The following is a 12,757-nucleotide window of genomic DNA, read 5'->3' on the forward strand; positions in this document are numbered from 1 at the left end:
ACATGCCTGCAATCAAAACCACATTACGTCGCCTGACCGCGCCTGGCATCATCGCGCTGGCCCTGATCAGCGGTAATAGCTTTGCTGACGCCGTACGCACCATCAAAATCGCCACCGCAGCAGAATCCAAACCGCTGTCATGGGGCGCAATCGGCCATGAGCCAGAAGGCTACGAGCCGGACGTGCTGAAAGCCATCAACGCTAAACTGCCACAGTACAAATTTGTGATGGAAGGCGCGGCGGACATCGCGCAGGAAACCGGCCTGGTGACCGGCAAATACGACATGGCAACGGGCGGATACTACAAAGCGCCTGCGCGCAGCAAACAGTTCCTTATCCCGGATGCACCAATTGGTGCCAGCCTGATGAAGATCTACAGCCGCAGCGATAGCAATATCAACGGCATGAAAGATCTGGTCGGTAAGAATATCGTACCGGTGACCGCAGGCGGTGGCGTATATAAGTTCGTCACCCAGTGGCAACAGGATAACCCGAACGACAAAATCACCATCAAAGCTTCCAGCGCCGGCGTGCCTTACCCGGATCGTCTGAAAGAAGTGCAGAACGGTAAATATGACGCGCTGATCCTGCCTTCAAATCTGGGTGAGCAGACGGTGATCGACAACCAGAAGCTGGCGATCAAAGCCAGTGAGCCGGTGGTGATCAACAACACCTATGTGCTGATCCACCGTTCTGCCGAGAATCAGGCATTGAATGATGACATCACCAAATCCCTGCAAGAGCTGAAGGCAGACGGCACGCTGGATAAGCTGGCGCAGAAGTGGTTTGGCGAAGAAGTTACGAAGTACATGAAGTAACAGATTCACTGCGCCCGGTGTTGAACCGGGCGCATGCTGTCCTTTTTAGCAGGAGTGTTTCACCGTGAATCTATCCTCCATGATTCCAGAACTGCTGTCGGCGCTGCCTTTGACGCTCGGCATCATGTTTGTAGCGATGATTATCGGGTTCTTTCTGGCGCTCATCGCGACGTTTTTCCGCGTGCGCCGTATTCCCGTGATCAGCCAGCTGGCCGATCTCTATGTTTCCTACGCGCGCAGCGTGCCCGTGGTGCTGCAGCTGTTTGTAGCCTTCTACGGCATGCCACTGATTACCGATAACTTTGGCTTTGGCGACTTCTTCACGGCCAACGTGGCGGCGATGATCGGTCTGAGCCTGTATCACGGCGGTTATCTGTCGGAAGTGATGCGCCCGGCGTACCTTGCGGTTGAGCGTGGTCAGCATGATGCCACCGACAGCCTTGGCTACAGCTTCCGCCAGAAAATGCTGCGTGTCATCGGCCCACAGGCCGTGCACTTTGCGCTGCCGGGTTACGGCAATGCAATTATCTATCTGATTCATAACGTGGCGCTGGTGATGTACATCGGTGCAGCAGATGTGATGGCGACCGCGCACCTGATCATGGAACGCGATTACAACCAGTATCAGTTCGGCACCTATCTGGTGTTGGCCGTGCTCTATTCGCTGCTGTGCGGTGTGGCGTGGCTGGTTATCCGCTTCTTTGAACAACGTCATGCGAAGTACAGCTCGAAGTCTGCGCCGCGCGTGAAGTTCACCACCAGCGTCTGAGTGAGGGAGAAAAACCATGTTTGATGCTGAGGTTTTGCTGCCGGACTTCTGGAGCATTCTTGATGCCGTGCCGGTGACGCTACTGATGGCGGTGACGGTGTTTATCTGTTCAACGCTGTTGGGCGGGCTGTTTGCGTTTATTGAGCATCGCCGCATTCCGGTGCTGCGCCAGTTGGTGATCACCTACAAAATCGCCTTCAAAGGCGTGCCGATGGTGGTGGTCATTTTCCTCGCCTATTACGGCTTGCCGCCGGCGCTGCACTTTGTTGCCACGCTGTTCGGCGTGGAGGTCAATGCCCATTCACTGCCGAACTGGGTGATCATCATTGTGGCGCTGAGTGCCTGTGTAGCGGCATTCCAAACTGAAGTGTGGAAAGGTGCACTGAACTCGTTCGACAGCGGACAATCGGATGCCGCCTTATCGCTCGGCTACAGCGGTGGACAGCTATTTCGTCGGGTGATGTTCCCGCAGATTATCGTGGCGGCGATCCCCGATCTGGCGAATGCTTTTATGGTGATCATGAAAGCCCTGTCGCTGGCGTTTGCCATCGAAGTGGTGGATATCTTTGCCCAGGCACAATTAACGGCAGCACTGAACTTCTACTACCTCGAAGCCTTCCTGATTGCGGTGGTGTTCTACATGGTGATTGCATATGTGGTCACTAAGATTGCCGACAAGATTGAGGCAGCGCTGCGCGTGCGCACCTGATGATTATCGCGTTGTAATGAAACGGCAGCCCAATGTGGCTAATGCCGATCAGTTAAGAATCAGTTGAACGATTCAGTGGCTGTGTAAGAATCCGGAAACGATTCGTTTCCGGATTTTTTATGCAGCTCAGTCAGGCCCTTGATAGCGTCTCTCGTGACGATTCTCTCTGTATTCCTCTGAATACGCTTGCGGATTTTCTTGACCCTGCGTTCATCAGCCACTGCCTTGAGGAAGCTGGCACGGTCACGCTCCGTAAGCGCAGACTCACTACAATATGATGGTCTGGTGTCTCATCGGCCTGGCCCTTGAGCGTAAAAAACCTCTTCACGCTATCGTTAATCGCCTTGATATTCTGTTACCAGGAAACCGTCCTTTCGTTGCGCCCAGCGCCGTGGTGCAGGCAAGGCAGCGGCTGGGGACGACGCTGTATTACGGGTTTTTTAACAGAGCAGCGAGCTCTGGAATGTACAGGCTTCTCACCCTGATTAGTGTGGTCTGACGCTATACGCTGTTGATGGCGTTGTCTGCCGCATGCCAGAAAGTCCCGATAACGACAAAGTCTTCGTCCGTTCAGAAACGGTGGCCGGCGCCCGCCTTATCCGCAGGAACGGTTCGCCATGCATCCGGAGTGGCAGTCTCTTCTGACCTGATTAAGATTGCATCAGAGGCAGGCATGACGCTTGATAAGCCACCAGAACCGAATATCGTGCATTCTGGCTTCAGAGGTGAAACATTACGTTCCGCCCCGGTAAACGAGTGTCCTCAATGACTGAATGCCCGGACTATCGATCTCCGGAATCGGTCAGTGTAGCCCTCAGGTGAGGAAGACTCTGCGGATAATTTTGCTGAATAAACTCAATCATTTTCTCCCGCACGTGACAGCGTAAATCCCAGGCGGTAGGGGAGTTCTGCGCCGTCATCAGCATCCTGATCGTCATGGTTTTGTCATTAGTGTCGGTAACCTGAAGCACCTGAGTGTGCTGATCCCAGAGTTTTGTTTCACTGAGTACTTTTTCAAAGTGCTTGCGGAGAGGTTCTAATGGCATGGAGTAATCAAGGTAAAGAAAAACAGAGCCTAAAATTTGTGCATTATTACGCGTCCAGTTCTGGAACGGATTTTCTGTAAAGTAGGTAATGGGCAACACCAGTCGGCGCAGGTCCCAGAGACGCACCACCACATAGGTCAGGTTTATCTCTTCAATCCAGCCCCATTCTTTTTCAACGACCACAGCGTCATCAATTTTTATCGGTTGCGTAAAGGCTATCTGAATTCCGGCAAACAAGTTAACAAGCGACTTCTGTAGGGCAAAGCCAATTATTATTCCGGCAACTCCGGCACCTGCCAGTATTGTTGTGCCAAATCTTCGCACGCCAGGGAAACTGAGTAAAATCAGGGAAAGACAGAACGTCACAAGTATGACGATAGCGACCTTTTTAACATACATTATTTGTGTGCGAATTTTTCGGGCGCGAAAATTATTCGAAAGATTAATGTCATAGCGTATAAATAGCATATCCTGAGCGACATTAATTAATCTAACCAGAACTGAGCAAAATGATAATATAATAAAGACATGCATGATTGTTATAATAAAATTAAGAGATTCAGGTTCAATGTTTACATAATTAGCTCCTGAACTTATTAACAGCAAGGGAATAAAAAGAAACATTGATCCACGAAGGTGCTTTTCAAGTGATTTGAAGAGTTTTCTGTCACGATTTTGCCAGTAGCGGATGAATCTGAGAAATATAAATCGCGCCAGAAAACCCAGTGCGAGCGAGAGAGTGACGAGCAATACTGCAGGCGCCCATGATGGGAAGCCAGATAACTCACCAAATAGCAATGGCATTACTTTCCCTTATATTAAGCCAACAACCTTTCGTTGTCAGACAAGTCAAAAATCAGTAACCATTCTCTTCCAGGTTATCTGCGGATTACCTGAATCACGTGTATGAGTATATGAAAAATCTAATAAACTGGCCTACTCAGAGGGTAAAAATTTCCGGCAATGTTGAGTAAACGCTTCCTGCGGGCGGTAAGCACAGGGTCTCTTCGGTTTACCGCGTTTGCTGTTTCAACGTGTCAGAGTCCGCTTCTGGCACAAAACGGACATGCGAGCAGGGAAAGGTCTGCTTTGAGCGAAAAGCAGACGTAAAGTCATATCCGTTTAAGCTAGTATGCTGCAAACTATCTTCTTAGCATTACCACTTGATGGATAATGTCTTTATCATCATTTGTTTCCAGCCTGACAAAGACTATTGAAAGGATACTGGCATGATAACAGTAGAGAAATCAGATCCGCTTTCTCCAGATTCTCGTTATTTAATAGAAAAACTGTCAGCAGAGCTCGCTTCTATTACTGGTGATAGTGGCAAAAGCACTTTCACCATTACTTCAATGGATGAAGAAAGAGCTCTTTGGGCGTTGGCAAAGGACCGCAAGGGTAATGCGATAGGATGCGGAGCTATTCGACCGTTAACAGAAAACATAGCTGAACTCAAAAGGATGTATTCGGACCGAAGCTCTCCCGGCATTGGTAATGCTTTACTTACTTTTCTGGAAGCATCCGCGAAGAGTTTGGGATATGACGAACTATGGCTTGAAACCCGTCATGTTAACCAAAGAGCCGTAAATTTTTATAAGAAAAACGGATACATACGCATCGAGAATTACGGGCCATACGTAGGACGGGAAGAGGCTGTATGTTTCGCGAAGTCATTGCAAAGCTGACATGAAATTTACTTAATATAAGCTTGCCAGGCTCATCTCCAGCATCAAAACCGCGTATCAAAGTCCGCTTCTGGCACAGAACGGACTTAGCTGTGTCCTGAACAGATTTTGACAGTTTTAGTTAATAGGGGTCCGCTTGGAATTCGGAAATTATCCTACGTTAAGCAGTTTAAGCTTAACGGGTGATTTCTTTCTATTGAGCAGAAACTTCTGACCGTAAGTAATGTAGAGAACTATCAGGATACTGGTTTGTGGTTTTGCAGAGTTTTAGATACGGAAGTATTGAAGTGATTGCCTGAGTGCGTCTACACTGCAAGGACTGTATTAGGTATCTGCGCTCTGCGATAGCCAGTTATCAGGTTAAGCAGTTCCCCAACTGACTTAACCTTCGAAAAACCACCTCCCAGGTGGTTTTTCGTTTTCAGAGCAAAGGATTACGGCGAGATCAAATGGATCTCAAAAATTCCTTAACCCGATGCCCATCATCTACCTTTCCCTGCTTCCTCTACAAAAAATAAGCACAAAACAAACAAGCCACCTTGCGGAAAACTGCTAGATTAATGTTCAATTTTTGTTCAACAGAGTTCGTTCAACATAGTTCGTCCAACACAGGATGCATAATATGAAAGCTATGGTTTATTATGGAGAAAACGATATTCGGTTTGAAGAACGACCAAAACCGGAAATTATAAATCCTAACGATGCTGTTATACGCATGACTAAAACAACCATCTGTGGAACAGACTTAGGAATATTAAAAGGAAAAAACCCGGAAATAGAAGAAAGCTCAAAAAATAAGAACGGGATTTTTAATGGTCGGATATTAGGTCATGAAGGGGTTGGCATAATTGAAGAAGTGGGATCAGCAGTAAAAAACTTCAAAAAAGGTGATAAGGTAATCATATCTTGTATAAGTCGTTGTGGCACCTGTGAAAACTGTCAAAAGCAACTCTATTCCCACTGCAGAAATGGAGGCGGTTGGATAATGGGTTATATGATTGATGGTACACAAGCCGAGTTCGTAAGGACACCTTTTGCAGATAACTCCCTTTATTTATTACCGGAAAGTCTGGACGATGATTCCGGAGTTTTGCTTTCAGATGCTCTTCCAACAGCACATGAAATAGGTGTTCAAAACGGATCAATTAAACCGGGTGATTCTGTCGCAATAGTTGGCGCAGGACCTGTTGGAATGGGGTGCTTGCTGACAGCGTTACTTTATTCTCCATCTCAAATAATTATGATCGACATGGATGAAAACCGTTTGAAAATGGCTAAAGATATGGGAGCAACAGAGGTAATAAATTCAGCAAAAGAAGATGCTATCAAAAAAGTGATGGACCTTACTCAGCAAAGAGGGGTGGATTGTGCAATTGAAGCCGTTGGCATCGAGCCAACGTGGAACATTTGCCAAAATATTGTCAAAGAAGGCGGGCATTTAGCAAATGTTGGCGTACATGGTAAACCTGTGAAATTTTCGATAGACAAACTTTGGATTAAAAATCTAACCATTACCACGGGTCTTGTTAACGCCAACACTACAGACATGTTAATAAAATCATGTTGTTCCGGAAAGCTTCCAACAAAAAAACTTGTCACTCACCACTTCAGTTTCGATAATCTTGAAAAAGCATACGATGTTTTTAAACATGCGGCTGAAGAGAATGCGATGAAGGTTATAATCGACTTCTGATGCAAAGATTGAGAAATAAAATTTGTGGCATCGCAACTGCATTTGCTTATCAAACATATTGCGATGCCACATAATTTATCCTAAAAAGTCTAAAGGTGATTTGCCATAACATCCGTTGGCCGCACCCCCGGTGAGAACCTCAGCGCATTTCGGCCGCCAGCGGACCGTTTCCGGCATCTTTCCCTGTATGTATCATGAAAAACGTCCCTGATGATGCCTGCGTGCGTGCATGGCTACGCACGAAGATAAATAGCGGGCGGTTAGTACAGATATTTATAACCAATACGCCATTTAAGCATAATTTCATCACACGTTAGTTAACCTGTGATTTGCTACTTCAGCGTCTGGCATTAAGCAACCTGGCACAGACTCATAGTCTGCTATGAGCGAAAAGCGGACTTACAGGGCGGGATGAATATTGTTCTGTCGCAATAAATTATTTTGAACTACTTTCCGATCCCTACGTTTTCCATCATGTGGTAGAAGCCATTTCACCGCTTTAGCTTCATTTCCGGGGCAACCTGTGGATTACCCGGACTTACCATAACACCCGTATTAATCCACAGCACTACGTCCACTTTTGGCACTAACCTGTCCGTATGTGAGGTAGTAGTGTCGTCTGAGAGCGAAAAGCTGACATGTTATTGTCGTGTTTTGATCAACACGGGGCAGCAAGGTTGAGTTTGCAAGCTGATCTTGTACAGGTGCTTTCAATTGTAGAGCAACCGATCTACAATTGAGATTCATTACAGGAGAATCGAATGAAAGCATCTGCTGGCAGACCCAGAGAATTCGACCCGAAAGACTTTCTTGACACTGCGCTGGAATGCTTCTGGCAGAAAGGATATCGGGCAACGTCTATGTCTGATCTTATGAAAGCATCAGGCCTGGCAAGCGCCAGTATTTATAAACTTTATCCGGATAAGCGAGCTATCTACCTTGCAGCCTTGCAGCAATATATGGATGAAGGCGTTTCCAGAGGGGGGGAACGTGAAGCGAATTTATCGCCAGAAGCTGCATTGCGTGAAACACTCGAATTTGTGGCTCTGTTGTCATCAGCTCCTGAAGGAGAGAAAGGCTGCTTTACCATAGCTGCCGCCAGCGAGCTCTTACCCGGTGATGAAGAGGTCAAAGGCAAAGTTGTTTATAAATTTACCAATATAATAAAGCAATTAGAAAACATATTAAGCAAAGGACAGGCACAGCAAGTCTTTCGTCAGGATGAAGAGGCGAGAGTAATGGCACTGAATATTTTTATGATGCTGGAAGGGATGCGTGTTTATGGAAAAATTCAGCCAAATATTGAAGAACTTAGAAAGAGTAACGAGTTTATTATCAGATCCGTGCTTTTAAACACATGTGTTGATGACAAGAATTTATCAGTTAAGGCATCAACATGATTGAAGTGGGCACAATTGTTCGGCGTCGAAAAAGAAAAAGGACAATGGTTGTGCTCGAATGCGAGGACGGCATGGCCTTATGCGGTTGGGTCGATAAAGGACGGATTTTCAAAAGATGTTTTCCAGTTTCTCAATTAAAGATATGCGTACCTTATTCAAATTTCTGGCCCCTTACCTGAAAGCACATTGGCAGTGAAATTACTTGTTAGTTGCAAATACTAACATCAGCGTTATCTATTCTAATTGAAAACACAGCACGATTTAAAATCCCTTCGCTGTTGATCGCCTCAATTGCAGCAGCGAGGGGAGCTATTATGATTGAAGTTAAAGTTGGATCTAACCATGTGAAATCAGTTATCAAACCTAACAATACTCCATCAAAATCAGATGGTTACGATGTAGCTAGTTGGTATGGTTTGATTGCGGTTTTTCGGTTAAATCGTTTTATAAACAGAGAGATACACAGCGGATACGAATATAACGCTGCGTCATATGGATTGGTTCGAAGCGGATGACCTGATCGTGAAAGGCACGGAAGGCGCTATCGCTGCCAAAAACATGACCTACGATTTCGAACGTCTGATGGATGGCGCTAAGCTGCTGGAATTTTCAGAGTATGGTGACGCGATTATCGAAAATATGTAATCAACGTCAAAGAGAACACTCCGGTTTTGCCTCTCAACGCCGGAGTGTTCTCGCTTCGTAAAATTTCTTATGTAAATCCCCTTTATAAAACTGTACAAAATATGAGCCAATTCAGACCGCAATTACAGTCCACTCCTTGCCTCTGTCATCATCTATAAATTTAACAGCATAATAACATTCACATATCCATGAGCGATGGTGGTCATGGTTATATGTTAGGGTTATCATCAATCGTTGCTTATTACCTGAAATTATTCTGTTTTACAGAATAAGTAGTAACGCAGTTTCCTGCTCCAATACTAAGTATATTTATTGCTTTTCAAACTATAATTTTAACTGGCTTCCTAAAATAATATCTGCTTCCTGTAAGGTGACATCCAGTCCCGCTGAAGGGGTAAACGTCAGTTCACCAAAAATAACGTTACTATTTAGCAGATAGAAATCAGCCCGGACAAATTTAAAATCAGAAGCTAATTTCATAGCATAGCCTTTCATTTTATTAAAACCATCAGGCATTTCTGGGTAATCATTTTTATTTATTAACTCTATCGTATCCTCGAAAGGAAGAGGATTCCAGTTCATATCAAAATAATAAAATTTAGGCGTTCCTTTTTCTCGCCCTTTGCAAACCATTACCGCGTATGGTTTTCCATTAAAGCAGTAAAACTTATAATCGTCAGGGAAACCGCCGCTTTCATTCTCAATATATTTTTCACATAAAATTTTTCTTTCTATTTTTTTATACTGCGGCTCAATAAAAAGTGAAGAGAAATCCTGCCGTAACCACTTAGTTAATTGTTTGTTTGTTTCTTCAATATCTATTGATGATTTATTATTACATATTATATTATAACCTGCTCCATGATTGCATTTAAGTGCAAACCTTTCGGGTAATACATCATAGTCAATATCTTGTGGATCATCATACACTCCGTATAGTTCATTAAGGATTTCACCACATCCTTTAGATGAAACATACTCCCTGACCTTATATTTATCAGCGCACAATGTGTAAATAGCATTATTCAGTTCGTTGAACTTAAGCCACTGTATTTTTTCATTAAGATTGGTAGGGTTTGTTAAGTCTAGTTTTTTCTTGAATTTAATAAAATAATGAGCTTTAGCACAAGACTTAGGGAAGATGTTAGCGCTGATTTTTAGCGCTGATTTAACTGTTTGTTTTATCATTTTAACTTAAACTCTCTCGGTTTGAAAATGTTGAGGTGCATTTTGATGATTGTTTTATTCTTGAAGAAGTAATTAAGTAAGGTGCAAGATAAAACCTCTACAATCAAAAAACAATATGCAGCGCCATTAATCCCGAATGCATTAATCATTACCCAAGATAATGGTATTGTTAATACACAGCATAAAAACATTTTTTTAGCCAGATAACTGTATCCAGATTCTTTTATCATATATCTATAACAAATTGTTCCTAATGAAGAGAACATTGTGCCAATAATTATTATGGGAATTATATTGACCGAAGCCATATACTTATCGCCATATAATAAGTGTATAAAAAAATTGCCAAAAAGGTAGAATCCGCCTAAAGCAATAAGAGATAGCAGGATTGCAATCCGATTGATTTTAATGAGTAATTTATCAATGGTGATTTGATTTTTTTCACTATATATCTTTGAGAAGAAACTGGTTATTAATGACAGCACAATAAATGACCAGGCGCTTCCTATTGTTAACGCTACGCTATAAATCCCCAGATTAGAGTAGGAAAGTATTTTCGCCAAAAAAATACCAGATATCTGAGTGTATATGTCTGCTGATAAACTTGATAAAATTAACGCCCCTCCGGTATATAACATGTATCGGTTATATATCTCGCCGCCCTTACTATTTTCTTTTATTCTGGTTGTATATTTAAAGTAAATGAGGCGCATGATGTAAGGTATGAGAGGAATTACGATGATGGGTATTGTGAAGTAGTAAACTGGCATTTTAAAGTATGATATGTAGAATCTTATCAACAGAGCAACAGACAGCCCGATTACATTTGTTATTGTATTTATCTTTGATTTTAATTGAGTGTTATTGTAAATGGAAAAGAAGTCCATCACAATATAATATGTGGCAACACAGTTGGCTACACCAAATAAGAATACAATTAAATCAGTAAAAAAATACAGATAAATTAAAACCAGGCTTGATGACAGGAGAAAGAAAACACGGCGTTGATTTTGAGTGTGCATCGCCATTGCGATTCCAGACTTTGTATTTTCGCTCATGCGTTTAAATATAATGCTCTGCCCGCCAAACCATGATAATGTTTGCACGAATATAAAAATCGAGGTTGAAATGTTTATTTTACCAAAGTTATCAGGCCCAATGTACTTTGCCATGAGGGAATTAATGTATATCAACCCAATAATATTGACTGACTTTTCTAGCATGATCCATATTGCGTTAGAGTACATTTTATTTCTCACATACAGATGGTTTTTGATGTTATTATCTTTGATTTATGATCTATCTAAATAAACACTCGCCATTATTTATTGTTTTATACATTCATTTTTATTAAGTTGATAGTGTGACTGTTTATATAAAAATAGTGAAGGCCTTTTTTAATGAATCAGATTAGTGGCAAGCTTTTTCGAATAATGATTCCACTTATAATTAATGTTTATGGTCAGATAATGCGGAAAATGGAACAGTAATCATTGGTTTTTTGTTGGGTGGCGCCAGTATGGCCTGTACATGCATTCATCGTAAAAAGCGAAGAGAGAACGCGCATCATTAACGCCCTGTCAGGTGCATGCGCTGGGCTGCTTATCCATAGCGTGTTTTATCGAATGTCCCAACGGGGGAGGCGGCAGGTTTGGCCCTGGTGTTGGCTGGTCGCGCTCCCCCGTCCACATAATATTTATCGGCAGCGGCTGACAGAGCCACATTATGTTATGTTTAAAAGTGTGATGTCGCGAACATGAAAGACTATTTGTTAAAACAGACGTTTTACCGAGCGCAGAAGTAAACAGCCCGGTAATTATCTGCTATCAGCTACTTAGGTATATAGGACAGGTAACCTGCCACACCGCCCACGCCGCCGTCTTTGGGATGATTAACCCCATCCGTTACCTTTACAGAGGCAAAGTCAAATGGCGATACCTCTTCTATACAGGCGACATTGACACCATATTGTTCAGGATTAGAACGACTTTGATGGAATGTGTAGATACCGCATACTGAACAGAAGTGATGAGCAACTTCTCTGGTATTAAAGCGATACTCAGTAAGCTTATCTTTTCCTTTTATTACATCAATTTTAGTGGCTGATACAACCACGGCGCCACGCATACGGCAAAATGAACAATTACAGCGGCGGACAGTTTCAAATCCGTTAACGAGTTCGACATTAAAAACCACAGCGCCACAATGGCATTGAGCAGACAATTTATCTGGCATGGCAATCTCCTTAGGTTTGTTCGCTGGCATTAGCATTTCATCTGCTTGTGACCCTCCTACAGCTTCAGCGCTTTGTATGCAGCTGGTGCCTGAACGAGTCGAATAAGCAGGGAAGGCCTTATTGGTTCCAGTCTGACCGGATAAGGGTATCTTACAACCTGGTCGATGATGCAACCAGAACGATTCGATACATTTGCATTAAACAATGATTCAACCTGCCGGACCCCGGACTTTAACTCTGCTTCTATCAAAATTTTGCTGGCGAAAATGAAGCTGGAACGCGCGGATTAAATGCTTATCCAGCTTTCGATACCTCACGCTGAGATATCATATCCATAGCGAACCCGTTTAGTGACAATATCAAATCACTGCCCGGCGTGTTTAAAAGGAAAGTATTTAATAAGGTAAAGGTTAACACAGATAAAAAAGCCCCGAGGCCAGACAGGCATACAGTTTTGCCCGAGGCATGTTGAGTCATAAAAGAGCTTGGCTACACCAGTTCTGAAATATATCTTCCTTTTATTTTTATCGCCAAATCCTGACTGCCCTGAACACTTCCTTCTGCTTCA

General features: G+C 43.5%; 10 protein-coding genes and 2 pseudogenes. 8 read left to right on the forward strand and 4 right to left on the reverse strand.

Annotated features, from left to right (window positions below; genetic code table 11):
* Positions 1 to 2: 2 nt before the first annotated feature.
* The 4 genes and pseudogenes from ABU178_RS08650 to ABU178_RS08665 all read left to right on the forward strand — a co-directional run.
* Entirely contained in the window at positions 3 to 818 is an 816-nt protein-coding gene (locus ABU178_RS08650; protein WP_397213857.1) for a transporter substrate-binding domain-containing protein, read from the forward strand.
* Between the two features lie 79 nt (positions 819 to 897).
* Positions 898 to 1,587: an amino acid ABC transporter permease gene (locus tag ABU178_RS08655; protein ID WP_397213859.1), complete on the forward strand. Its 690-nt coding sequence runs from the start codon at positions 898 to 900 to the stop codon at positions 1,585 to 1,587.
* Positions 1,588 to 1,603: 16 nt separating this feature from the next.
* Positions 1,604 to 2,296, forward strand: coding sequence for an amino acid ABC transporter permease (locus ABU178_RS08660; RefSeq protein WP_397213861.1), 693 nt, complete (start codon positions 1,604 to 1,606; stop codon positions 2,294 to 2,296).
* Positions 2,297 to 2,415: 119 nt separating this feature from the next.
* Positions 2,416 to 2,884 (forward strand): annotated as a pseudogene (locus ABU178_RS08665) (transposase domain-containing protein); the annotation flags it as partial.
* Positions 2,885 to 3,078: 194 nt separating this feature from the next.
* Here the strand turns inward: ABU178_RS08665 and ABU178_RS08670 are convergent.
* Positions 3,079 to 4,146 carry a mechanosensitive ion channel family protein gene (locus ABU178_RS08670; protein WP_397213863.1) on the reverse strand — a complete coding sequence of 356 codons (1,068 nt, stop codon included), beginning with the start codon at positions 4,144 to 4,146 and terminating at the stop codon, positions 3,079 to 3,081.
* Positions 4,147 to 4,571: 425 nt separating this feature from the next.
* Here ABU178_RS08670 and ABU178_RS08675 point away from each other — a divergent pair, with 425 nt between their 5' ends.
* From ABU178_RS08675 to ABU178_RS08690, 4 genes and pseudogenes are all read left to right on the forward strand, one after another.
* The gene (locus ABU178_RS08675; protein ID WP_397213865.1) at positions 4,572 to 5,027 is read left to right on the forward strand and encodes a GNAT family N-acetyltransferase; all 456 of its coding nucleotides are present in this window, start codon (positions 4,572 to 4,574) and stop codon (positions 5,025 to 5,027) included.
* A gap of 622 nt (positions 5,028 to 5,649) precedes the next feature.
* Entirely contained in the window at positions 5,650 to 6,720 is a 1,071-nt protein-coding gene (locus tag ABU178_RS08680; protein WP_397213867.1) for a zinc-dependent alcohol dehydrogenase family protein, read from the forward strand.
* 761 nt (positions 6,721 to 7,481) lie between these two features.
* Complete coding sequence (locus tag ABU178_RS08685; protein WP_397213868.1) at positions 7,482 to 8,120, forward strand: TetR/AcrR family transcriptional regulator; 639 nt, start codon at positions 7,482 to 7,484, stop codon at positions 8,118 to 8,120.
* A 483-nt stretch (positions 8,121 to 8,603) separates the two neighbouring features.
* Positions 8,604 to 8,765, forward strand: a pseudogene (locus ABU178_RS08690) (NADP-dependent isocitrate dehydrogenase); the annotation flags it as partial.
* Between the two features lie 324 nt (positions 8,766 to 9,089).
* Here the strand turns inward: ABU178_RS08690 and ABU178_RS08695 are convergent.
* From ABU178_RS08695 to ABU178_RS08705, 3 genes are all read right to left on the reverse strand, one after another.
* Positions 9,090 to 9,953, reverse strand: a complete 864-nt coding sequence (locus ABU178_RS08695) for an ATP-grasp fold amidoligase family protein (protein ID WP_397213870.1) — start codon at positions 9,951 to 9,953, stop codon at positions 9,090 to 9,092.
* A complete protein-coding gene (locus ABU178_RS08700) occupies positions 9,950 to 11,200 on the reverse strand; it encodes an oligosaccharide flippase family protein (protein ID WP_397213872.1) in 1,251 nt (416 codons plus the stop codon). The genes ABU178_RS08695 and ABU178_RS08700 overlap by 4 nt, the downstream gene beginning before the upstream one ends.
* A 583-nt stretch (positions 11,201 to 11,783) precedes the next feature.
* Positions 11,784 to 12,188: a GFA family protein gene (locus ABU178_RS08705; protein ID WP_397213874.1), complete on the reverse strand. Its 405-nt coding sequence runs from the start codon at positions 12,186 to 12,188 to the stop codon at positions 11,784 to 11,786.
* Positions 12,189 to 12,757: the final 569 nt, after the last annotated feature.

Source organism: Pantoea osteomyelitidis, assembly GCF_044342975.1.
Lineage (GTDB): Bacteria > Pseudomonadota > Gammaproteobacteria > Enterobacterales > Enterobacteriaceae > Pantoea > Pantoea osteomyelitidis.